We start from the raw sequence: 23,992 nt of genomic DNA, 5'->3' as shown, positions 1-23,992 counted from the left end.
CGGCCTAATATCCAGCCGAATATCTTGCCGTAGCTCGTCTTTTCAGGAGATTTCGATGGCCGCTCCCGCCGCCGTCGCCGAGGCGCGGACCCATGACGCTGCCCTCGACCGGATCAAGACCATCGTCGGGCCGAAAGGCTGGATCGACGGCACCGATGCCATGCGGCCGTACACCGAAGACTGGCGCGGCCTGTACAAGGGAGCGGCGCGCCTGGTGGTCAAGCCGGCGACCACCGGGGAAGTGGCCGGAGTGGTCTCGGTCTGCCATGAGTTCGGCATCCCGATCGTGCCGCAGGGCGGCAACACCTCGCTGTGCGGCGGATCGACACCCGGGGACGACGGTGCGGCGATCATTCTGTCGCTGGCCCGAATGCATCGGGTCCGCGATCTCGACCCTGCCAACTACACCATGACCGTCGAAGCCGGCTGCGTGCTTGCCGAGGTGCAGAACCGCGCCGCCGACGCCGACCGCTACTTCCCGCTGTCGCTGGCGGCCGAAGGCAGTTGCATGATTGGCGGCAACCTGTCGACCAACGCCGGTGGCACCAATGTGCTGAAGTACGGCAATGCCCGCGAGTTGGTGCTGGGGCTGGAGGTGGTGCTGCCGGACGGCCGGATCTGGAACGGGCTGCGCGGCCTGCGCAAGGACAACACCGGCTACGACCTGAAGCAGTTGTTCCTGGGAGCCGAGGGCACGCTCGGCATCATCACCGCCGCGGTGCTCAAGCTGTTCCCGAAGCCGACTGACGTGCGCAGCGCGTTCTGCGCGGTGCCCGACATCGCCTCGGCCGTCACGCTGCTGGGTCGCGCCCGAGCCGAGAGCGGCGACGCGGTCGAGACATTCGAGTTCATGCCGCGGCTGGTCGTAGACCTGGTGCTGAAGCACTTCCCGGACACCCACGACCCGATCCAGACCCGCTACGACCAGTATGTCTTGCTGGAACTGGTCTCCACCGCCAGCGGCGAGAGTGATCTGGCCGCCAAGCTGGAAGCCATCCTGGAATCGGCGTTCGAAGACGGCTTGGTGCTGGACGCCGCGATCTCGCAGTCCGAGGCACAGCGCCAGGATTTCTGGAAACTGCGGGAGAACGCGTCGGAAGCCCAGAAGCTCGAAGGGGCGTCGATCAAGCACGACATCTCGGTCCCGGTGTCACGTATCGCCGAGTTCTATGCGGCGGCACACGACAAGGTGATGGTGGTCGACCAGACCGTGCGTCTTGTGGCGTTCGGGCACGTCGGCGACGGCAACCTGCACTACAATCTTCAGGCGCCGGAAGGAAGCGACGGCAAGGCGTTCCTGGCCCAGTGGGAGCGGTTCAACCGGGTGGTCCACGACACCGTGGTGCAGATGGGCGGGTCGATCAGCGCCGAGCACGGCATCGGACGGCTGAAGCGCGAGGAACTGGCGCACTACAAAGACGGCGTCTCGCTCGATCTGATGCGTACTGTCAAGGCAGCCATCGACCCCAAGGGAATTCTCAATCCCGGCAAGGTGCTCTGAGCGGACATGCAGCAGCTGTTGCCGTAGAGTGCGCGCTCATTGCAACCGTACAGTTCTCCGACATGACGGCTCCGCCACCCAAGTCCCTGAATGAAGCCGTCGTCGAGATCGAGCAGCGAATTGCCCGGACGCGGGTAAGGCTGAAACCGTTTCCGCACATCGTCGTCGACGACCTGTTGCCGCCAAGCATGCGCCGGCAGCTCGACCAGTACTGGCCGAACGCCGATCGGCTCGCCGCATCCAACTTCTTCCAGCGTGGCGAACTGCTGGTGTCGAGCCTCGCGCAAGCCGCCGACGGCGATGAACAGGCGTTCTGGCAGAACCTCCGGGCCATCTCGGTCCGCAGCAACCGCGCCGCGCGCGCCCGATTGCAACGGCACTTCGTCGACAAGTTTCGGCCCTTGCTCGGACCAGCCTGGCGACGGTCGCTCGGCGGCGCCGCCTATCTCGACCGCGACGCTATGCTGGCCGACTACACCGGGGTGGTCGATCTGGCGCCGCATGTCGATCACGCCCGGGTCGTGATCAACGGCTTCGTCTACCTCGACGACCCGGACCAGCCGACCCCCGAGCCGCGCCGCGGCACCATGCTGTACCACTCGATCGGCTTCGCCTGGCCGTCAAACATGACCATCCCGAAAGTCGTGCGTGACCGGTTTTTGCGCGAAGAGGTCGAGGTCGGCTGGCGCGACAACCGGTTGCTTGCCTACATCAACGGCCCGTGGTCGTTCCACGGCGTGCCCCGTCATGACCTCGGTGCCGCCCGGAGGCGACTGCTGATGTTCGGCGCGCTCCTGGACGACACGACGATGGAGCGGATCTATGATCCCGAACTGCGCTGACACCACCGTTCGGCAAACGCGTGACGCGACAATCCATCGCAGGTACCCTGCCGGCTAGATCCGGATAAGAGCACGTCCACCGCGCGTATCCTGCAAAGCGAAACGTTTCATCGGGTTTGGCATGCTCAACACGGCACCGGCGGCTCCCACGACGATGACCTTTGCCCAGGTCGTTGCCAGCGTCGAAGACCGGATCGCACGAGCGCCAATTCGCACCAAGCCGTTCCCGCATATCGTCATCGATGACGTGCTGCCACCGGTGGTTCGACTGTCGCTCGATGCCTTCTGGCCAACCAAGGATCGCCTGAACGCCACCAACTACTTTCACCGCGGCGAGCTTCGCGTATCCGCGCTTGCCGAGTCGTCGCGCGGGCGCGACCGGCAGTTCTGGGACGCGCTCCGTCATCTGGCGATACCGATGAGCCGGGCCGTCCGGATCCGCATGACCCGCCATCTCGGCGAGAAGTTTCGCCCGCTGATCGGACCGGACTGGCGCCGCAAGCTCGGCGAGGCGCCGTTCATCGAGCGCGATTCCATGCTGGCCGAGTATCATGGCGTGGTCGACCTGGTGCCGCACATCGACAACGCCAAGCTGGTGGTAAACGGCTTTGTCTATCTGGACGACCCCGGTCAGCCGACGCCCGAGCCACGCCGCGGCACCACGTTGTATCGCTCGCTCGGCTTTGCCTGGCCTTCGAACGCACCGATTCCGAGCGCCATCCGCAACCGGTTCCTGCGCGAAGCCGGCGAGATCGAATGGCGGGACAACCGCCTGTTCGCCTATGTGAACGGGCCACGATCGTTCCACGGCGTCTCCAGACACGATCTCGGCGAGGCCCGGCGCCGGCTGTTGATGTTCGGTTCGATCGTGGACAAGGACGTCATGGCCAAGGTCTACGATCCGGAGTTCCACTAGCGAGCCAAATGAGGTCCGAGATCGACCGGGTCGAGTAGCGCACGCCGCACGACGATGCGTCGCTCAATTCCTCGAACATGATCCGGATAGGCAACGGCCGGTGGAGCGTATACAGAGGTTCCAAATGCATCATCGGGCTCGGCATGCTTGACATCGTACCGGCGGCGCCAGCGCCGATGACCCTTCCCCAGGCGCTCGCCGACATTGAGGCGCGGGTCGCGCGCGCACCCATCCGCACCAAGCCGTTCCCGCACATCGTCATCGACGATCTGCTCCCAAGCGCTGTGCGCCAATCGCTCGACATGTTCTGGCCGGTCAAGGATCGGCTGGCCACCACCAACTATTTCCAGCGTGGCGAGCTCCGGATATCGGTTCTCGCGGAGTCGTCAGAGGGGCGGGAGCGACAGTTCTGGTCGGCGCTCCGGCACTTGGGCACAGCCGTCGGACGCGCCGTCCGGCTGCGGCTGACGCGGCATCTGGCCGAAAAGTTCCGCCCGATGATCGGCCCGGACTGGCACCGCAAGCTCGGCAAAACGCCGTTCACCGAGCGTGACTCCCTGCTCGCCGAGTACAGCGGAGTCGTCGATCTGGTCCCGCATGTGGACAACGCGCGGGTGGTGATCAACGGGTTCGTCTATCTTGACGACCCCGACCAGCCGACCCCAGATCCGCGCCGGGGCACCATGCTCTACCGGTCGCTCGGTTTCGCCTGGCCGTCGAACACCTCGATCCCGAAAACGATCCGGGACGGCTTGCTGCGCGAGGCCGGCGAGATCGGCTGGCAGGACAACCGGCTGCTCGCCTACGTCAACGGCCCCTGGTCGTTCCACGGCGTACCCCGGCACGACCTGGGCGCCGCCCGGCGCCGGCTGCTGATGTTCGGCTCGCTGCTGGACAAGGGCGCCATGGCCAAGGTCTACGATCCAGAGTTCCTGTAACCCCAATTGCCCCCTCCCCACTCCCGCGATAGAACGCGTTGAGAGACCATCGCCGCCAAAGAGCGCCGGGTCCGCATGGGAGGCTGCCATGAGTGTCTACGCCGCACCGCTGCGCGACATGCGCTTCGTCATCGACGACGTGGTCGGGCTCGGCCGGGTTTCGTCCTTGCCCGGCCTTGACGGCACTGACAGCGCCCTGGTCGAGCAGATCCTCGCAGAAGCGGGCAAGCTGGCCGGTGGTGTGCTGGCGCCGCTGAACCCGGTCGGCGACAAGCAGGGCTCGCGGCTGGAGAACGGCGTGGTGCGTACCCCCGATGGGTTCGCGGACGCTTACCGGCAGTTCGTCGAGGGCGGCTGGAACGGCGCGCCGTTCGAGGAGGAGTGGGGCGGCATGGGCCTGCCCTGGCTGGTCGCCACCGCGCTGCAGGAGATGTGGCAGGGCGCGAATCTCGCCTTCGGCCTGTGCCCGCTGCTGACCCAGGCCGCGATCGACGCGCTGCGCGAGGTCGGCACCGACGAACAGAAGGCCACCTACCTGCCGAAACTGGTCACCGGCGAATGGACCGGCACCATGAACCTCACCGAGCCGCAGGCCGGCACCGACCTGGGCGCCATCCGAACCCGCGCCGAGAAAGCCGACGGCGGCAGCTACCGGCTGCGCGGCCAGAAGATCTTCATCACCTATGGCGACCACGACTTCACCGACAACATCATCCACCTGGTGCTGGCCCGCTCGCCCGACGGCATCGCCGGGACCAAGGGGCTGTCGCTGTACATCGTGCCGAAGTTCCTGGTGAACCCGGACGGCTCGCTGGGGGTGCGCAACGATGCCAAGCCGCTGTCGCTGGAGCACAAGCTTGGCATCCACGCCAGCCCGACCTGCGTCATGGCCTATGGCGAGAACGAGGGTGCCGTCGGCTATCTGGTCGGCGAGGAGAACCGCGGCATCGAGTACATGTTCATCATGATGAACAACGCCCGTCTCGCGGTCGGCCTGCAGGGACTGGCGGTGGCCGAGCGCGCCTACCAACAGGCGGTCGACTTCGCGCGCACCCGGGTGCAGAGCCGGGCACTGCAGGGCTCCGCCGGCGCGGTGTCGATCATCCACCATCCGGACGTGCGCCGCATGCTCCTGACCATGAAGGCGCAGATCGAGGCGATGCGTGGCCTGATCTACGACGTGGCAGCCGGCACCGACATCGCCGACCGGCACCCGGACGCCGCCACCCGAGCCAGTGCCCAGACCCGCGTCGACCTGTTGATCCCGGTGGTTAAGGCGTGGTGCACCGACGCCGCCATCGAGATCTGCTCGACCAACGTCCAGGTGCATGGCGGCATGGGCTTCATCGAGGAAACCGGCGCCGCCCAGCACTACCGCGACGCGCGCATCACTCCGATCTACGAAGGCGCGAATGGGGTTCAGGCGCTCGATCTGGTCGGCCGCAAGGTGGCCCGCGACGGCGGTGCCGCGATGCAGAGCTTCCTTGCCGATGTCGACGACACCCTGTCGGCATTGGCGGGTGCGGACACTCCGCTTGCGATCATCCGCGACCGTCTGGCGTCGGGGCGCGAGGCGTTGGCCCGGGCCTCCGACTGGGTGGTCGCGACCATGCCCACCGACCCGGCCGCCGCCGCTTCACCGTCCGCGCTGTTCCTGAAACTCTTCGGTCTGGTCGCCGGCGGCTGGCTGATGGCCCGTTCCGCCCTGGCGGCCCGCGAAGCGCTGGCCAACGGGTCCGACGCCGACATCCGCTACCTGGAGACCAAGCTGGTCACGGTGCGCCACTACGCCGATCACCTGCTGGCGCAGGCCCCAGGCCTGCTGGCGGCGATCGAGGCCGGCGGCGGCACGGTGATGGCCCTGGACGAGGACCAGTTCTAAGCGTCGCCTGAGGCACGCAACCCGATCAGATGATCCCGTCCAGCGGGTTCAGGCGGAAATGCGGTACCGGATTGACCTGGATCGACCCCATTGACCCGGCCCGCCCCGAATTGGTTGCGTTCGGGAACATCGCCTGCATCCCCCGGCGCAGCATCTCGCGCAGATTGGGGTCGCTCAGTCCGGTGAGCTTCGGCCCGGATACCTTGGCCCCGGCAATCGGCTCGGCTTGATCGCAGAACGCCATGAACAGGTTGGTGCGGTCGGCGTAACGCGCCGCTGGCGTCGGCCCGAACGCCGACTTGCAGACATCCTTGGTGTCGGACCCCTGCTCGGCGTCGAAGCGCGCCACGATCCGGTAGCTCGCGTGCTTGGCCTGCGCCGCCTTCGCCGTGTAGGTCACGTCGGAACCGCTGACCGAGCCGTTGGCATGCTCGGCCAAGCGTACCGCGATGTCGTGCTGCGGCAGATGGAACGGCGCGTTGACCGAGATCAGCAGGACCGGCGACTGGTAGCCGGCGAACGTCAGAAACCGCCGTCGCGGCTCGGCCTCGACCCCGGTGATGGTGTCCTGGGCGGTCACGCATCCGGTCAGCAGGAGCAGGGCAAGCACGGCAAGGCGATTCATCGGTGGTCTCCTGTTCGATGCCCGCATCAGATGATGCCTGGACGTCCATCCGGCAAGACGTTGCGGTGTCGCGACGCCGTTTGCCAGGACGGGGCGATCGGTTATCGTCGCGCCCGGGTTCACCCCGGCGACCTCATCGACGAAAGGAGCGCGGACCGTGGCAGCACCGGAGGACGTTCTGGCGTTCTGGTTCGGCGAATGCACGCCGCAGCAGTGGTTCGAAAAGAACGACGCGTTCGACGCGACACTGCGCGAGCGGTTCGGCGCACTGCATTCCGAAGCGGCCGCGGGCGGGCTTGCCGACTGGGAGACGAGCGCCGACGGCCGGCTGGCCCTGCTGCTGGTGCTCGACCAGATGTCGCGCAACCTGTATCGCGGCGACCCGCGGGCCTTTGCCCAGGACGCCCGCGCCCGTGACCTTGCCCGCCGCGCCATCGCCGCCGGCGACCACGTGTTCGGGTCGCGCGACCGCTGCCTGTTCCTGTACCTGCCGTTCGAGCACAGCGAGGACCTGGCCGACCAACTGATGTGCGACGCGCTGTTCCGTGCGCTCGGCGATGCCGAACTCATCGACTACGGCGTACGCCATCGCGTCATCATCGAGCGCTTCGGCCGTTTCCCGCACCGCAACGCCGCGCTCGGCCGAACCAGTACAGCCGAGGAGCTCGAGTTCCTCACTCAGCCGAATTCGTCGTTCTGACTTCCGGAGGACCGCCGCCGTGACCAAGAAACCCGATATCGTGATCCTGTCGCCCTGGTACGACGTCGCCATGGCGGAACTGGACGAGCACTTTACCGTCCACAAGCTCTGGGAAGCCGACGACCAGGCGGCCCTGCTCGCCTCGCTGCGCGACACCTGCGTCGGCATCGCGGACAGCAAGACGTGCGACGCCGCGACCATGGATGCCCTGCCGAAGGTCAAGGTGATCGCCCATCATGGGGTCGGCTATGACGGCGTCGACGTGGCCGCCGCCACGGCTCGCGGGATCAAGGTGTCGAACACCCCCGACGTGCTGAGCGACGAGGTGGCCGACTTCGCGATCGCCCTGACCATGGCGACCTGCCGGCGCATCCCACAGGCCGACCGCTACGTCAGAGAGGGGCGGTGGGAGCGCGAGGGCGACATGACGTTCACCCACCGGGTCTGGGGCCGCAAGGTCGGCATCCTCGGGCTTGGCCGCATCGGCATCGAGATCGCCCAACGCTGTGCTGCGTTCAAGATGGACATCGCCTACCACACCCGCACCCGGAAGGAAGTGCCCTACAAGCACTACGCGTCGCTGGTCGACATGGCCCGGGATGTCGAGATCCTGATCGCGATCGTGCCGGGCGGTGACAGCACCAAGCACATCGTCAACCGCGAAGTGCTTGACGCCCTCGGCCCGAACGGCACGCTGATCAACGTGGCGCGCGGCAGCGTGGTCGACGAGGACGCGCTGATTGCCGCGCTCAAGGACGGCCGGCTGGGGGCCGCCGGCCTCGACGTGTTCGCCGACGAGCCTCGGGTGCCGCAGGCGCTGAAGGACATGACCGAAAACGTCGTGCTGCAGCCGCACCAGGCCAGCGCCACCCACGACACCCGCCTCGCCATGGGCCGGCTGGTGATGGAGAACCTGCTGTTGGGGATCGCCGGCAAGCCGCTGATCACGCCGGTGAACTGAACGACCTTGCAGGTCAGTCGGCCTGGTCGGATGCGTCCGGCTTGGCCGGCTTGTCCTTGCTCGGGCCGGCGTAGTCCTGCACGCCGGCGGCCACGGCGGAGCAGGCGAGCCTGATATACTTCGGAATGGTCACGACCTCGCCGTCACGCTCGCCCTTCTCGTAGTACTGGACGACACGCCGCTTGAGGCCGAGAACTTCGGCCGCTTCCTTCTGCGACAGCTTGAGCGACTTGCGCCAGCGCTTGAAATCACCGGGCTTCATTGCGCTGTCGTTGGCGGCCGTCTTTTTCACGTAAGGCTCCTTGCGAACGCCCACGATATAGGCCCTTCAGGCCTTTGGCGCCAAGCACAAAGCGCACGTCGTGCGTTCGCCGATCTTGCAATATGCGCACAGCGTGCGCATATATTCTCCGGGTGGCACGACTGCGGTCACGAGGAGGCGGCGATGGCACGACATCTCTATCTCTATGGAGGACATGGCTACGAGGGCGAGTTGGAGCTGTTCCGGCGCGCCCATGTCCGCGCGCCCGCGGCTGAAACGGCGGACCTTCCGGGGCTACGCCCGCGCTTCCTGTACCGCGTGACCGATCGCGCCGACGTGTTGGGAACCCCGCCGCTGATCACCGATGACGACATCGCGGTGCGCCGCTACCTCGCCGACCATCCGGCCGCCGAGGTTTCGATCGTGCCGATGGCGCAATAGGGTCAAGTTTACGAAGGGCGGTGCCCAGCCAGCCGGGCTCGCACGACATCCGGAATCGGCACCGACTTGCGGGCGACAAGGTCGAAGCACACGCCGATCGCCGTCGAGGTCACACGGCACTCCCCATCCACGAAGATGCCCTGCCGGATCGTGCAGGAGGTGTTTCCGAGTGCCGCGACCCTGGTGCCGGTCCGCACAGTGCCGGGAAACTGGATCTCCCGGACAAAGTCGATCTCCAGGCGGCGCACCACCCACGACAGGCCGCCGGCAATGTCCTCGCCCGATGCCCGGAACAGATGGACCCGGCCGTTCTCCAGAAACACGCCGATCGCGTTGTTGTTTACATGCGCCAGCATATCGAGGTCGCCGTAGCGCAGCCGCTCCTCGGTCCAGAACGAGAAGTTGGCTGGGTCGGTCGGGTCGAAATCAACGGCGGTCATGGGCGTCGGTCCTGTGAGAGCGCGGTGCGGAACTGATGTGATGGCGGCAGCTGCCTCAATAGTCCACCTTCCAGTTCACGCCCACCCGGCTCTGGGAATCGGCGCCGACGTCGGTTTCCACCGAGATGCTGTCGGTGATCTCGACCTCGACCACCGCCTTGCTACCGGCGCCGCTCAGCCCCTGTTGCAGTTTCAGGAACACGCCGGGCGCCACATACTTGCCGACCGACAACGACGCGCCACGCGATCCCTCGGCGCCGTCGCCCGCGTCGACGTCGAGCGTATCGGCCCCCAGGGTTTCCCGGATGGTATCGGTGATGCCGCCGCCCGAACCCAGGCGCCCGGACAGCACTGCCGCCGACTGCGCCAGCTTCAGCGCCTGCAACGGGCTCAACTGCGCCCGCGACGAGCCGAACAGGATGTGCGACAGCACCTCCTCCTTCGGCATCGCGGGCTCGCTGGCCAGTTCGATGGTGGGGTCCTGCGCACGCCCCGACACCAGGACCTTGGCCTTGATCTCGGCCACTTCGGTGACCAGCGCCATGTTCAGCGTCGGATCGTCCGGCGGGCTGCCATCGAACACGACCTGGCCGCGCTCGAACGTGAAGGTCCGACCGAGGCCGTCAAACTTGCCACGACGGACCTGCAGGCCGCCCTTCACGTCGGGATCGTCGGCCCGGCCGGTTACCGTGAGGTCGCCGCCCCACTCGCTGTCCAAACCGCGCCCGCGCACGAAGACCTTTCCAGGTATGTCGATCTTGATGTCCAGGGTGATCGGGACGCCTGCCGATTCAGCATCGCCATCCTTCTCCTTGATCTCCGGCGACCGGACCACGACGCCGTTGCGCACTTCGGTCACCTGCAGTTCGACGACCGACGGCGGAAGCTGGTCCGGAATACGGACCTCCGACGGCAGCACCGTCACCGTGCCGGCAAGCCGGTAGTCAGGACGCATTCCGGTGAAGGTCAGGTCCGCGTCGAGCATGATTTCCGCCTCGTCGGTGTCCACCGCCACCAGGCGGCGCGCGGCCAGCTTCAGATCGGCCGGCATGCCCTGGTCGACGTCGAAGGAGACCCCGCCGCTGCCCTCCAACGTCCCGCCGGACACCGCCGAGGCGGTCAGCGTCTCGATCTCCAGACGATCGCCCCGCCCGTTGGCCTCCAGTCGGACGTCCTCCAGGTAGAGCCCGATCGCCGGCTGGTCGATCGCCCCGTCACGCAGCGAGGCGGTGCCGTTCACCACGGGATCAGCCGGCGTGCCGGCCACCGCCACGTGGATTGATGCCTGGCCCGCCATCCGACCACCATTGAGCGGCAGGTAGGCCGAGAGCTGTTCGAGCGCGGCCTCGACATCAAGCTTGATGTCCTGAGGTGCGGTGTTATCGAGGCGTGGAGGCGAACCGACGGGCGCTGCCGCCAGACCAAGCGTGGCCGCCAGCTTCGCTTCGACCCCGGTGCCGACCGAAGCAGCCATCGTCGCGGTCAGCCGTCGCTTCTCGATTCGAGCTTCCGCCGTTGCGGACAGCGGCGGCAGGTCGGCCAGCGCCGGGTCGGTGGTCCGTATCGCCGGCGCCGACATCGTAAGACGCCCGGTCGGATCATTGACCGGACCACTGAGCACGAGGTCGGCGTCGATCGTGCCGGTCAGCTTCAGATCCGGGTCGGCCAGCCGCGCCAAGGCCGCCGGGAGGTCGCGCACGGCAAGCTTGATGTCGAGGTCACGCGGGTCGATGCGGCCGCCGCCGGTCATCGTGCCTCCATCGACGCGAAGCGCGACGTCGTCGATCCGCGGCTTCGCCCCGAGGGTAATTCGGGTCGGCTGCTGCAGGGCAAACGCCGCGTCAGCGACCTCGGCGTCGAGGTTGTCGACGCTGATCCGCAGCGGGGTTTTGCCCACTCCGGCCGAGACTCCCGCCGTGACCCGATAGGGCACTTCCCCCTCGCCGTTCACGGACAGCGCCAGGCGAGCGGTCGAGCCGTCGGACTCCGCGGTCAGCAGCCCCTGGCTCAGCAACGTGTCGTCGCCCTGAAGCACTTCGCCGAACTCGGCGCGCAGCGAACCCGAAGGCTTTGAGAGCAGCGACCGCCCCACGCCTGACAGAATGATCGAACTCACACGGGTGGAACCGTCGACGGCGAGGTCCTGGACCCGCCCGGACAGCGTGGCCGACTGGCCGTCACTGGCCGACAAGGTGACCTGGGCGTCCAAACTCCCCGTCATCCCCGGAAACCCGGCAACCACACCGACGCGACCGAGGTCCGGCACCGCCAGCGTAATGCGGCCGTCAGCCAAGGGGCCGGCCAGGTTCACGGCGACATCGCCCCTGCCCTTCAGGCCGGCGCCATCCAGCGCGATCCCGTCGACCCGCAGCCGATCGCCGGCCACGGCGTAGGCCGCTCCGAGGGTAACCGCCTCGCCGCCTGACGATGCCCGCAGGTCGAGCCGCCCGGCCGGAGCTTGCGGCAGCCCCGCCAAGGTCGCCGAGCCCGTCAGTTCAGTGAAACGGGTTCCCTGGACCGTCAATGGCGCCAACCGCCAGGAAGCCGAAGCGGTCGGCTCGCCGAGGGTACCGCCCAGGGCCAATGACAGACCACCTCGTCCGGATACGTCCACCGCCAGGGCACGGCCGACCACCGACAGGTCCGGCGCCGCCACCTCGATCAGCCCATCCAGCGCGCCGTCCGGCAGGATCAGTTCGGCATCCCCATTCGCCTGGGCAGCCGCCATCCGAACCGTCAGACCGTGCACCGACAGCCGGTTCTCCGCGTCCAGGGTGACACCGGCGCTCAGTTCGGGTCCGGACCCGACCAGCCGGTCCAATGCCGGGTCACCCAGCCCAAGGGCATCGGCCGTCAGATCGAGCACGGCCGACACATCGAACGGATCGAGCAGCACGCTGCCGTCGATGCCGAGCGTCGTCGAGCCCGACAGCGAGCGCCCGGCCACTTCGGAGAAACGGGCGAGATCGGTCAGGGTGATCGTGCCGTTCAGGTCGAGTTTTCGAGCGTCCGAGAGCCGGGCCGTCGCCTCGATCAACCCGGCGTCGGACACCACGTTCAGCCCGTCGACCCGGAGGTTCTGGCCATTGCCCGTGGTGGTACCGGAGGCCCGCACCGCGATCCTCGGACCGAGCAGCGCCGGCGCGTCGACATCGGGCAGGCCGGGCGTCTCCACCGAGGCGGCTGCCGTCCATGCGACAGACTCCGGCAAGCCGGCAAGGGCGGTGTTTGCATCCGCCGACATCTCAATCGTCAGGCCGCCCAAGGGAGTCGAGGCCACGACAGGGGAGCCCGTTGCTGACACCTCGACCCGGCGGCCCTCATCGACGAGCCGAAGCTGGATCGCCATGGCGCCCGCCAGTTCGACGCCGGCAATATCCGACAGGAAGTCGAGCCGCTCGACCCGTACCCTTGCGTCCGCCTCGATCGGCTGGCCGTCCACTGTTATGCGCGCCACCCCCTCTAGCGTTCCCGCCGCCGTGCGCATTGCTGCCCGCTCGAGCGCGATGCTGCCATCCGGCGCGAACCGGATCGTCAGGCCAAGGCCGGGCGACGGTCCGATTGCCGTCCGCATCTCGTCAGGCAGCACGCCAGCCAGATCCGCCGTACCATCAACGGTGACCCGAGTTCCGGCCTCGTCGCTGCCGATGCCCAATTTCATGTCGGCCTCGGCGCCCGTCCCGAACCCGCCCTTCAGGCGCCCCTTCCAGTCCGCCAGTGTCCCCGTGCCGGTCAGGACGAGATCCAGTGGCGGCCGATCGGCTAGCCCGATCAGGCCGGCCGCGACACCGCCCGCCGGCTCGTGCGCCCGCAGTTCGACGCGTAACGTTCCATCACCGGGCACAACAGCAAGGTCGAGATCGAGGCGCGCGGCAGCATCCTGCGATGCGGCCTCCACCCAGCCCTTGGCTGTCGCCGCGGATCCGGTCACCGACGCGGACAGCTCGGCGCTCACAGTGGCGGCCTGTCCCACCAATGCCTCGCCGAGCTGGAGACCGGCCACCCGGAGGCCGCCAAGACGAACGGCCACCGGAGGTGCAGGGAACGCCAGGGACAATCCTCTCGCAGGCTCCGGCTCCGGGGCCGGGGAATCGGGCAACACCGGTGCTCGCGTGATCCTGCCGCCGTCGGCGGTGATCGCTTCGATCGCCACCGTTCCGGTCAGCAACGCCCAGGGTGACCAGGCCAGCTCGACCCGATCGAGTTCGGCGAACACACCTGAGGCATCGCTCAGCCGCAAACGTTCAACGCGGAAGTGGCCGGGCAAAGCCCCCGTCAGCCGGCCGATCTCGACCTGGACGGGCCCTGCGGCGGTCGCCGATCGCACGGCGTCGGCCAGATGGGCTCGCCCCCAATCGGTGTTGATCGCAACCAGAAGAGCAAGCGCCAGGGCGACCGGTGCGCCGAGAACGACCAGCGCCGCCACCACAATGATCCGGCGCATCATGACTCAGAACGCCTGGCCGAGACTGAAATACACCTGGAAACGGTCATCGGAGCTGCGCGGGTTCAGCGGGAACGCGATGTCGGCACGGATCGGGCCGATCGGCGTGTAATACCGGAAGCCGAGGCCCGCCGCCCATTGCAGTTCCTGGCCGAGGTCCGGTGTCTCGGTGTCGTAGACTTGACCACCGTCAATGAATGGCACGATCCCGAAGTCGCCATGGATGCGCCAGCGCAACTCCGCGCCGACCTCGACCATGGATCGGCCGCCGGTCGGGTCGCCGCTGCCGTCAAGCGGTCCGATCTTCTGCAGCCCGTAGCCTCGTACCGACCCACTGCCGCCGGAATACAGCCGCTTGTCCGCCGGGATGTTGTTCGTCGACGCACCCAGGATCGACCCGATCGCCGCCCGGCCGGCGAGGATGAAGTCACGGGCGTCGTCGAGGGCAACGTAGTGGGCGTGCCGGGCGGTCATGGAGTAGAAGCTGATCGTCGAGCCGAGGTATTCAAGGTACGGCGTGAAGCGCACGCGTGATCGCCCTCCGCGCGTCGGGTTCAGCAGATCGTCGGATGTGTCGATCGTCGCGCCGACCGGCAAGCCCACCAGGGTGTAGCGATTCTCGACATCGCCTTCGTCGATCAGGCTGCGTTCCAGGACAGCGCCGTAGTCGACGGTCAGGATGTCGTTCACCCGGCGCTCGAAACGGCCGCCAACGCTGACCTTCTGCGAGTCGTAGCTATCTGTCGACTCCTGAACCAGACCGGAGCTCAGCACCAGGTCCTGATCGTTGAGAATCACGTCCGGCAACCGCAAGTCGCCGGTGACATGGGTCTCGACCTCGCTGACCCGGCCGTTCACGTCGAGACGCTCGGCCCCGCCGAACAGGTTGCGGTGCGTCCAGAACGCGTTGACGCCAAGACCTTCCGACGTCGAGGCGCTGACGCCGGCGCCGATGCTTCGCGGCGCCCGTTCGGTGACCGACACCTGGACCGGGATCAGGCCCTCGGCATCCACGGCATCGCCGAACCGGACGTCGACCGTATCGAAAACCCCGGTCGAGGCGAGGTTGCGGCGCCCGTCTTCGATCTTGCGGATGTCGGCCGACTCACCGAAGCGCCAGGGCAGGCGACGCAGGACGAAACCCGGATCGACGGTCTCGGCGCCCGACACGGAAACCGATCCCAGCCGTGCGGCCGGTCCGGGTGTGAACCGGAAGGTGACGCGCATCTCCTTCGCATCCCGATCGATCAGGACCGTTCGCTTTCCGGCCTCGGCGAGCGGGTAGCCGCGCTCGTGCAGAATCCGAAGGGCGGTGGTCTGCGCCGACACCACATCGGCGGCCCGCGCCTGGGCGCCGGCCGCAAGGCCGATCCGCTTCGCCGGCAGTTCGGCACCGACGGCCAGCGGTGCATCGTCGGCTGTCCTGAATTCCACCAGCGCGATCCGGTACGCCTGCCCGGGCTCCACCATGACGGTCACGGTCATGGGTTCGCCCGCCGCAGAGGCCGGCTGAATCGCGGCATCGAACGCCGCGTCGTAGTAGCCGAGCGACCGCGCCGCGCTCTCAAAGCGCTCGACGTCGTCGTCGACCCGACGCTGCAATGCCGCCCGCGACGGCGGAGGGTCGTCCGTCTTCGACACCAGCGCCGAGCTTTGCCTGATCAGATCGGCGAGGTCCGCCACGGCCTCCATGCCGGCGAACGCGACGGTATACCGCACGCCCTGCCCGGGTTTGACCTCGGCAGTTGCGGCCCGCCCGAGGACGGTGAGCGCAAGCAGAATGAAGATGGCAACGCGCATCAACTCATCGGACAGACCGGTTGGGAAGTGCGGACTATAGAGCCTGCGGTGCCCCCGAGTCACGGCAGCCGGTCTCAAACACCACTACAAGCGTCGGTGAACAGGTGATACGACGACATGACACTGCGGTCTGGACCGTCTTCGCCTCGGCGTGAATAATCCGGCCGTACCAACCAATCGGGCAGGCGACTGAACGTCGGCCCTCCCACGGAGGAATGTGAGATGTCGAAGTTAGTGGCGCGCGTCGCCGCCGCAGGGTTGATGTCCATCGGGCTCGGGGTGTCCGCTCAGGCAGCGGATCTCAAGCTGATGACCGGTCCGCAGGGTGGTTCCTGGTATCCGCTCGGCGGCGCGATCAAGAACATCGTGGAGCAGAACATCGCCGGCAGCAGCGTGCAGATCCTGCCCGGCGCCGGGATCGCCAACGTCAAGGCCGTGGAAGCCGGCAAGACCGATTTCGGGTTCGCCAACTCGGTGTCGACCGTCGACGCCATCAACGGCAAGCCGCCGTTCGAGTCCAAGGCGGCCAACGTCTGCAATGTCGGCACCCTGTACCCGCAGTACTTCCAGGTCGTCGCGAACGCGTCGTCGGGCATCAAGTCGCCGGCCGACGTCAAGGGCAAGGCGCTGACCACCCAGAAGAAGGGCAACACCGGCGAGGCGATCACCGAGCACCTGCTCACCGCCTATGGCCTGACCTACGACGACATGTCCCGGGTCAGCTACGGCTCGTACACCGACAGCGTCAATCAGCTGAAGGACGGCAACGCCGACTGGTTCACCCTCGGCACGACGGTCCCGGCTGGCGCCATCATGGACCTCGCCTCGGCGCGTGCGATCACGCTGGTCCCGGTTCCGGATGACGGCCTTGCCAAGATGAAGGCCATCAATCCCGGCTACCAGCGCATCATCGTTCCGGCCGGTAGCTACCCGGGCCAGGACGCCGACGTTCCGACCATCGGCTACTCGACCCACATCATCGCCCGCTGCGATCTGGACGAGAAGTTGGTCTACGACGTGCTGAAGAACATCGTGGCGAACGTCCCCGACCTGGCCTCGATCGCCAAGGCGGTCGGCAAGGCCGATGCCAAGTCGATGGCTGTGGAGACCGGCGTGCCGCTCCACAAGGGTGCCGCCAAGTTCTACAAGGAACAGGGCGTCCTCTGACGCGACTGATTGCGTAGCGCGAGGGCGGCCATCGCCGCCCTCGCCGTCGCGTCGCTCATCCAAATCCGGAGACCAGGCATGCCCCGCTGGACGCGCCTCGCGCAGGGTCTGATTACGGCCGTTGGCCTCGCCATGACCCTCTATCATCTCTACACCGCCTGGTTCGGCGCGCCCGATGCGCTCAGCTTCCGCGCAATCCACGTGGCGTTTGCCCTGGTCCTGGCCTTCCTGATCTTCCCGGCCAGGAACGGCGGCTCCAACACGCCGGACATCGGCCGGTTGGTGCTCGCCGGCCTATCGATCGTTGCGTCCGGCTACATCCTGTGGGGCCAGGAGTACATCAACAATCGGATGATCTATGTCGACGACCTTCGCCCGGAAGACTGGGTGCTGGGGTCGCTGCTCATCCTGCTTCTGCTGGAGGCCACGCGGCGCTGCGTCGGCCTGGCGCTGCCAATGACAGCCATCGCGTTCCTGGCCTACGCCGTGTTCGGCGCCGGCTCGGACCTGCCGCAGCTGATGGAGCAGATGTATCTCGGAACCGAGGGCATCTTCGGCATTCCGGTCAGCGTGTCGGCGACCTACGTGATGCTGTTCATCCTGTTCGGCGCCATGGTCGAACGCACCGGTACCGGCAAGCTGTTCATGGACTTCGCCATGGCGCTCACCGGCCATACCGCCGGCGGACCGGCGAAGGTGGCCTGCATCACCAGTGGTTTGTTCGGGACGGTCTCGGGCAGCGCCGTCGCAAACGTTATGACCACCGGCGCCTTCAGCATCCCGCTGATGAAGAAGCTCGGCTACCGGCCGGCCTTCGCCGGCGCGGTCGAGGCCGTGGCGTCGACCGGCGGCCAGATCATGCCGCCGATCATGGGCGCCGCCGCATTCGTGATGGCCGAGTTCCTGGGCGTCAGCTACCTGACGGTTGCTGCCTACGCCCTGATCCCGGCAGCCATGTATTTCCTCGCCGTGTTCCTCGCGGTCCATTTCGAAGCCAAGCGCACCGGCATGCGCGGCCTGCCGCGCTCGGAACTGCCGCGCCTGCTCACCGTGCTGAAGGAGCAGGGCCACCTGTTCCTGCCGCTGGTCGTGATCGTCGGCGCCCTGGTTGCCGGCTACAGCGCGCCGCTGTCGGCCCTGTTCGGCATCGCCTCGGTGCTGGTGGCAGCCGGCCTGCGCAAATCCACCCGGCATTACCTGACGCCGGCCAACATCATGGACGGACTGGTCTCGGGCGCGCGCAACACCGTTTCGGTGGCGCTGGCCTGCGGCTGTGCCGGCATCGTGATCGGGGTGATCTCGCTCACCGGCCTCGGCATCGAGTTCACCAGCCTCGTGCTGGCCGCCTCGCAGAACCACCTGGTGCTGGCCCTCGTCCTGACCATGATGGCCGGCATTGTGCTCGGCATGGGGATGCCGACCACCCCTGCCTACATCGTGCAGGTCGCGTTGCTGGTGCCGGCGTTGGTGAAGCTCGGGATCATCGTCGAAGCCGCCCACATGTTCACCTTCTACTTCGCCATCCTGTCGGCCATTACGCCGCCGGTGGCATTGGCGGTCTACGCGGCCAACGGCCTGTCGAACGCGGGATTGTGGGAAACCGGCCTCCTGGCGCTCAAGCTGGGCGCCACCGGCTACATCGTGCCGTTCATGTTCGTCTTCGGCCCGTCGCTGCTGATGATCGGCGAGCCGTTGTGGATCCTGACGACGGCGACCACCGCCATGATCGGCGTGGTTTGCCTGGCCTCCGGGCTCGCCGGCTACCTGCTGGCGTCGCTTGCGCTCTGGCAACGCCTGGCGCTGATCACGGCGGCGATCGTGCTGATCAAACCGGGCCTGACCACCGACGCCATCGGCATCGGCATCCTGGTCGCGGTTGCCGGCCTCAACCTGATGGTGAAGAACCGCGAGGCGCCTGATACCGTGTAGGAATGGGACCGCGTGGCGCCAGCCTGCCTGTTTGGATTAGGCTGGCGCCATGGCGCAGACCAAAGACCCCCTGCTTCAGCCCTACCGGCTCAAGCATCTGGTTCTGAAGAACCGGATCCTGTCGACCGCGCACGAACCGGCGTACTCCGAAGCCGGGATGCCGACCGAGCGCTACCGGCTGTACCACGAGGAAAAGGCCAAGGGCGGCATCGGGCTGACCATGATCGGCGGCTCGGCCATCGTCGACCGCGACAGTCCGCCCGCGTTCGGCAACCTGCACATCTGGGACGACGCCATCGTGCCCTGGCTGCGCGAACTGGCCGACGGGGTGCACGCGCACGGCACCGCCATCATGTGCCAGATCACCCATCTCGGACGGCGCACCAGTTCGACTTCCGGTGACTGGCTGCCGGTCGTCGCCGCATCGCCGATCCGCGAACCGGCGCACCGCGCCTTCCCCAAGGAGGCCGAGGATTTCGACCTGGAGCGGATCGCCGCCGCCTATGGCGCCGCCGCGCGACGCTGCCGGGACGGCGGGCTCGACGGAGTCGAGATCGAGGCCTACGGCCATTTCCTTGACGGATTCTGGTCGCCGCTGACCAACAAGCGCACCGACCGGTACGGCGGCAGCCTGGACAACCGGATGCGCTTCGGACTGGAGGCCATCGCCGCGATCCGCGACGCGGTTGGTCCGGAGTTCATCGTCGGCCTCCGCATGGTGGTGGACGAGGATGTCGAGGCCGGGCTGAGCGAACGCGAGGGTGCCGAGATCGCCCGTCGCCTGGCGGCTACCGGCGATATCGATTTCATCAACGTCATCAAGGGCCACATCGACACCGACGAGGGCTTGAGCCATGTCATCCCGCCGATGGGCACGCCGGCCGGACCGCATCTCGACCTGGCGGGCCGAATCCGGGCGGAGTCCGGGGTGGCGGTGTTCCACGCTGCCCGCATCAACGACGTGGCGACCGCACGCCACGCGGTGGCCGAGGGCCGGGTCGACCTGATCGGCATGACCCGGGCCCACATCGCCGATCCACACATCGTCGCCAAGATCATCGCTGGCGAGGAACACCGAATCCGGCCCTGCGTTGGTGCGGCCTACTGCATCGACCGGATCTATTTCGGCGGTGAAGCGCTGTGCCTGCACAACCCGGCGACCGGCCGCGAGGCGACGATTCCGCACCTTGTCCCGCGCAGCACCGGTCCGATGCGACGGGTCGTGGTCGTCGGTGCCGGGCCGGCCGGTCTGGAAGCCGCTCGCGTGGCGGCCGAGCGGGGACACCACGTGAGCGTTCTGGAGGCCGCGCCGCAGCCGGGGGGCCAACTCCGTCTCGCCACCGCCCTGCCGCGGCGACGCGAGCTGATCGGTATCGTCGACTGGCGGGTATCCGAACTGGAGCGGCTTGGCGTCGATCTGCGCTGCAACGTCTACGCCGAGGCAGACGACGTGCTGGCGGAAACGCCGGATGTCGTGATCGTGGCGACCGGCGGCCTGCCGAACACCGGCTTCCTAACGGACGGCGAAGACCTGGTGACCACCACGTGGGACATCCTGTCCGGCGGCGCAAAGCCGGGTGAGCGGGTGCTGCTGTTCGACGACAACGGTGCCCATCCCGGCATGACCGCGGCCGAGTTCATGGCTGCCGCCGGGTCGGCGCTGGAGATCGCCACTCCGGAACGGGTGCTCGCCCCGGAGCTCGGCGGAATCAACTATCCCGGCTACTTCAAGGCGTTCGCCCGGCATGATGTGCGCATCACCCTGAACAAGCGTCTGCACCGGGTGCGCCGCGACGGCAACGAACTGGTTGCCGAGCTGTGGGACGAATATGGCCGGCTGATGGTGGAGCGCCGGATCGATCAGGTGGTGGTCGAGCACGGCACCCTGCCGCTCGACGCGTTGTACGTCGCGCTCAAGTCCGGTTCAATCAACGACGGTGCGGTCGACCTGGATGCCCTGATCGCGACGCGACCGCAAACCGTGATGCGCCATCCTGATGGACGGTTCCGCCTGTACCGCATCGGCGACGCCGTCGCTTCGCGCAACGTCCACGCCGCGATCTATGACGCCACCCGGTTGTGCATGACGCTATAGACAACCGCCGTTTCAGCTGGCCGCGGCTGGCGCAAGCTCCCGCAGATTGGGACGCAGCGAGCGCTCTTCCGGCAGGATCACCGACACCCGCGTGCCGCGTCCCGGCCGGCTGTCAATCGCCAGCGCCGCGCCGAGGCGATCGACTATGCTGGCGACGAGCGACAGGCCGAGGCCGACGCCGTTTCGCTGCCGGACCAGTGGATCCCGGCTGCGGCCGAACGCCGATGTGCAGGTGGCGATGTCTTCATCGGTCATTCCGATGCCATCGTCCTCGATCGCGACCATCAACCTGTTATGGGCGTCGACGGTGACGGCAACACGAACCAAGCCGTTGTCGTCGGTGAACTTCTCGGCGTTGTCGATCAGGTTGATCAGCACCTGCATGAAGCGGGCCCGGTGCAGGCGCACCAGCGGAAGGTTCGGTTCGGTATCGAACACCCGCCGGCGCCTCCCGGTCGACGCGGCTCCCACGATGTCCAGGGCCCGCGACGCCAGCTCCGAGACGTCCAGCCATTCCTCATCGTCGTCGTGTGCGTCCGAGCTCAGGTCGGAGCGCGACACCTCCAGCACCCGGTCGATGAGCCCGAGCAAGCTGCGCCCGCTCGCCCAGATGTCGTTCGCGTATTCAAGATAGCGGGCCTGCCCGATCGGGCCGAGGAGCTGGGCACGGATCACGTCGGAGAATCCGATGATTGCGTTCAGTGGCGTGCGCAGTTCGTGGCTGACGTGAGCGAGCAAGGCCGCCTTGGCGCGATGCAGGTCCTCGGCGCGCTGGGCGTTGATCTGGGCCGCGACCTCGTTGTGGTTGGCTTCCGCCAACCGGTCCATCATGCCGTCGACGGCGTGACCGACCGCGTGAAACTCCCGTGGGGCGCCCGGGGCTATGGTGTTGCCGACCCGGGCCGAGAGGTCGCCCTCGTCGACCCGCAACGCGACCGCCCGAAGCGGCTCGAACGCATTCGACAGGTGGCGCGCCAGGAACCAGCTGACGATCCCGGTGATGCACATCATGGCGAACGCCAGGATCGCCGCGACCCAGGCGACGTTGCGTGCCTGAAGGTACAGTTCGTGGACCGGCTGCGGAACCATGACTCCCCACCCGGTGCGCGAGACGGTCGAGAAGCCGGCAATCATGTCCGCCTGCAAAGCCGGCGAGAAGAACTCCGTAACCCCGGACTCCCCGCGCATCATCGCCTGGACGGCACTCACCTTGGAAATGTCCTTGCGTTCATCGACCCATGCCGCGCGGGGATGCGCCAGCACCCGCCCATTCTGGTCAACGATCGCGGCATGACCCTTCTCACCGAAGCGAACCGCACCCTGAAGACTTCGCACGTAGTCCATGGTCAGTTCACCGAGCGCGATCAGACCGTCCGGACGCCGCAGCGCCAGGATGACGACGGGTGTCCCGTCCTGCTTCTCGATCACCCCGCTCCACGCGACTTCCCCGGGGGCGGCGTCAATGGCTGTCAGGGCGCCGGCGATCTGGTCGAACGTGCGCTGCGGCAGCACATCGGATGCGGGACAGTTCAGCGCGCAGTAGGCGCGCTGGATGCGCCGCTGGCTGTCCACGACGCAGACATGGCGGAATCCCAGATCGCTCAGAAACCCGGACAGCGGGGTTCCGGAAAGAGTTGTGCTGCTGCCCTGCATCACGCTCGTTACGGCCAGTTGGAATGCCGACTCCGCGTCGCGGGTATAGCGGTCGAGCGCAAGCGTCAGGTGGTGGGAGACCAGGAGATGCCGCTCATGAACCTCGCTTCGCGCCCGGTCCACCACGCTCTGATAGGTCCATGTCGCCAGCAGGACGATCGGCAGCCACGACAGCGCAAGCAAGCTGCAGAACAGGTACATCCGCAAAGTCGGGCTGGATCTCATCGCGCCTCTCAACGGGCAGGCATTCACTGGAACGCTCGCCGTTCAGATCTTCGCGAATGTAAGTAAACAATTTCTTAAATTACTGACTAATTTGCCATACCCGCTACGCCGATTGCTTGCCTGCGACACGGGAACTAGTGATACCCGTCGACATCCTCCAGTCGAACCTTTCCGCGGAAGACGTAATAATTGTACAGGGTGTAGCCGAGGATCATCGGGATCAGCACGCCCAGGCCGACCAGCGCAAAGGCAAGCGACGATGGACCGGAAGCTGCCTGCCAGATGTCGTAGCGACCGGGCACCAGCGCCGGGAACAGGCTGACCGCCAGGCCGGCGTACCCGCTGAGAAACAGCGCGAAGCTGCCGTAGAACGGCAGGCTCTCACCGCCTCGGCGCAGCGACACGAAGATCGCGACACACAGCACCCCGGCCGCGATCGGCACCGGCGCCAGCAGCACCATGTTCGGCCAGGCGAACCAGCGCGCCGCGATCTCGGGAGCCATCACCGGCATCCACAGGCTGACAATCACCAGCGCCACGGCGACCACCGCCACCAGCCGGCCGGCGACATCGCGGGCCCATGCCTGCATCTCGCCTTCGGTCTTCTTCACGATCCAGGTCGCCCCCAGCAGGCCGTAGCCGACCAGCAGCGCCAGGCCGACGAACACCGAGAACGGCGACAGCCACGCCCAGTGCCCGGCACCGGCCTCGATCGCCTTGCCTTCGACGAACGCGCCGAGCACCAGTCCCTGGGTGAAGGTCGCCACCACCGATCCGAGATGGAACGACGCCGACCAGAACGGCTTGTGCGCCTCGGTCTTGAACCGGAACTCGAACGCCACGCCACGCAGAATCAGCGCCAGAAGCATGGCGGTGAGCGGCAGGTAGAAGGCAGGCAGCAGCGTCGCATAGGCGACCGGGAACAGGGCGAACAGCCCCGCCCCACCCAGCACCAGCCAGGTCTCGTTGCCGTCCCAGACCGGCGCCACCGACACCATCATAGCGTCCCGCCACTCCGGCTTGGCCGCCCCGGGGAACAGGATGCCGACACCCAGGTCGAAGCCGTCCATCAGCACGTACATGGCGACCGCGAAGCCGACCACCCCGGCCGAGGCAAGCGGCAACCACAGGGCCAGGCCGGTCGCGTCGGTGAAGCTCTCAAACATGACGC

18 protein-coding genes are annotated in these 23,992 nt (G+C 67.1%); 11 read left to right on the top strand and 7 right to left on the bottom strand.

What is annotated here, in order from left to right; all coding sequences use genetic code 11:
* Window positions 1-55 precede the first annotated feature (55 nt).
* The 5 genes from RIC54_RS21440 (at window position 56) to RIC54_RS21420 (ending at window position 6,079) form a co-directional block, all read left to right on the top strand.
* The gene (locus tag RIC54_RS21440) at window positions 56-1,501 is read left to right on the top strand and encodes an FAD-binding oxidoreductase (protein WP_350088807.1); all 1,446 of its coding nucleotides are present in this window, start codon (window positions 56-58) and stop codon (window positions 1,499-1,501) included.
* A 62-nt stretch (window positions 1,502-1,563) separates the two neighbouring features.
* Entirely contained in the window at window positions 1,564-2,343 is a 780-nt protein-coding gene (locus RIC54_RS21435; protein WP_350088810.1) for a hypothetical protein, read from the top strand.
* Between the two features lie 121 nt (window positions 2,344-2,464).
* Window positions 2,465-3,259, top strand: a complete 795-nt coding sequence (locus RIC54_RS21430) for a hypothetical protein (RefSeq protein ID WP_350151402.1) — start codon at window positions 2,465-2,467, stop codon at window positions 3,257-3,259.
* A 143-nt stretch (window positions 3,260-3,402) separates the two neighbouring features.
* Window positions 3,403-4,197 (top strand): hypothetical protein, encoded by a 795-nt coding sequence (locus tag RIC54_RS21425; RefSeq protein ID WP_350088815.1) that lies wholly within the window; start codon window positions 3,403-3,405, stop codon window positions 4,195-4,197.
* An 88-nt stretch (window positions 4,198-4,285) separates the two neighbouring features.
* Entirely contained in the window at window positions 4,286-6,079 is a 1,794-nt protein-coding gene (locus RIC54_RS21420) for an acyl-CoA dehydrogenase (RefSeq protein ID WP_350088818.1), read from the top strand.
* Window positions 6,080-6,104: 25 nt separating this feature from the next.
* Here RIC54_RS21420 and RIC54_RS21415 read toward each other — a convergent pair whose 3' ends face one another.
* On the bottom strand, window positions 6,105-6,704 hold the full coding sequence (locus tag RIC54_RS21415) for a hypothetical protein (protein WP_350088821.1): 600 nt from the start codon (window positions 6,702-6,704) through the stop codon (window positions 6,105-6,107).
* Between the two features lie 157 nt (window positions 6,705-6,861).
* Here RIC54_RS21415 and RIC54_RS21410 point away from each other — a divergent pair, with 157 nt between their 5' ends.
* Together RIC54_RS21410 and RIC54_RS21405 are read left to right on the top strand one after the other, a co-directional pair.
* Window positions 6,862-7,404, top strand: coding sequence for a DUF924 family protein (locus tag RIC54_RS21410; RefSeq protein ID WP_350088824.1), 543 nt, complete (start codon window positions 6,862-6,864; stop codon window positions 7,402-7,404).
* A gap of 19 nt (window positions 7,405-7,423) precedes the next feature.
* The gene (locus RIC54_RS21405) at window positions 7,424-8,365 is read left to right on the top strand and encodes a 2-hydroxyacid dehydrogenase (RefSeq protein WP_350088827.1); all 942 of its coding nucleotides are present in this window, start codon (window positions 7,424-7,426) and stop codon (window positions 8,363-8,365) included.
* 13 nt (window positions 8,366-8,378) lie between these two features.
* Here RIC54_RS21405 and RIC54_RS21400 read toward each other — a convergent pair whose 3' ends face one another.
* A complete protein-coding gene (locus tag RIC54_RS21400; RefSeq protein ID WP_350088830.1) occupies window positions 8,379-8,657 on the bottom strand; it encodes a helix-turn-helix domain-containing protein in 279 nt (92 codons plus the stop codon).
* A 153-nt stretch (window positions 8,658-8,810) separates the two neighbouring features.
* Here RIC54_RS21400 and RIC54_RS21395 point away from each other — a divergent pair, with 153 nt between their 5' ends.
* Complete coding sequence (locus tag RIC54_RS21395) at window positions 8,811-9,068, top strand: hypothetical protein (protein ID WP_350088833.1); 258 nt, start codon at window positions 8,811-8,813, stop codon at window positions 9,066-9,068.
* Between the two features lie 8 nt (window positions 9,069-9,076).
* Here RIC54_RS21395 and RIC54_RS21390 read toward each other — a convergent pair whose 3' ends face one another.
* The 3 genes from RIC54_RS21390 to RIC54_RS21380 are packed head-to-tail and all read right to left on the bottom strand — an operon-like array spanning window position 9,077 to window position 15,752.
* Window positions 9,077-9,508, bottom strand: coding sequence for an acyl-CoA thioesterase (locus RIC54_RS21390; RefSeq protein WP_350088836.1), 432 nt, complete (start codon window positions 9,506-9,508; stop codon window positions 9,077-9,079).
* A 55-nt stretch (window positions 9,509-9,563) separates the two neighbouring features.
* On the bottom strand, window positions 9,564-13,952 hold the full coding sequence (locus tag RIC54_RS21385) for a translocation/assembly module TamB domain-containing protein (RefSeq protein ID WP_350088839.1): 4,389 nt from the start codon (window positions 13,950-13,952) through the stop codon (window positions 9,564-9,566).
* Between the two features lie 6 nt (window positions 13,953-13,958).
* A complete protein-coding gene (locus RIC54_RS21380; RefSeq protein WP_350088842.1) occupies window positions 13,959-15,752 on the bottom strand; it encodes an autotransporter assembly complex protein TamA in 1,794 nt (597 codons plus the stop codon).
* Between the two features lie 222 nt (window positions 15,753-15,974).
* Between RIC54_RS21380 and RIC54_RS21375 the strand changes: the two genes are divergently transcribed.
* From RIC54_RS21375 to RIC54_RS21365, 3 genes are all read left to right on the top strand, one after another.
* The gene (locus RIC54_RS21375) at window positions 15,975-16,919 is read left to right on the top strand and encodes a TAXI family TRAP transporter solute-binding subunit (RefSeq protein ID WP_350088845.1); all 945 of its coding nucleotides are present in this window, start codon (window positions 15,975-15,977) and stop codon (window positions 16,917-16,919) included.
* 78 nt (window positions 16,920-16,997) lie between these two features.
* Window positions 16,998-18,848: a TRAP transporter permease gene (locus RIC54_RS21370; RefSeq protein ID WP_350088848.1), complete on the top strand. Its 1,851-nt coding sequence runs from the start codon at window positions 16,998-17,000 to the stop codon at window positions 18,846-18,848.
* Window positions 18,849-18,897: 49 nt separating this feature from the next.
* The gene (locus RIC54_RS21365) at window positions 18,898-20,943 is read left to right on the top strand and encodes an oxidoreductase (RefSeq protein ID WP_350088851.1); all 2,046 of its coding nucleotides are present in this window, start codon (window positions 18,898-18,900) and stop codon (window positions 20,941-20,943) included.
* Window positions 20,944-20,955: 12 nt separating this feature from the next.
* On the opposite strand, the gene RIC54_RS21360 is transcribed toward RIC54_RS21365, so the two are convergent.
* Window positions 20,956-22,821 carry a HAMP domain-containing sensor histidine kinase gene (locus RIC54_RS21360; protein ID WP_350088854.1) on the bottom strand — a complete coding sequence of 622 codons (1,866 nt, stop codon included), beginning with the start codon at window positions 22,819-22,821 and terminating at the stop codon, window positions 20,956-20,958.
* A 134-nt stretch (window positions 22,822-22,955) separates the two neighbouring features.
* Complete coding sequence (locus tag RIC54_RS21355) at window positions 22,956-23,987, bottom strand: cytochrome d ubiquinol oxidase subunit II (RefSeq protein ID WP_350088857.1); 1,032 nt, start codon at window positions 23,985-23,987, stop codon at window positions 22,956-22,958.
* Between the last annotated feature and the right edge of the window lie 5 nt (window positions 23,988-23,992).

This window comes from Thalassobaculum sp. (assembly GCF_040219215.1).
Taxonomy (GTDB): Bacteria; Pseudomonadota; Alphaproteobacteria; order Thalassobaculales; family Thalassobaculaceae; genus Thalassobaculum_A.
Note: the sequence above shows the minus strand (reverse complement) of the source record. Positions and strands in the feature narration are given on the sequence as shown.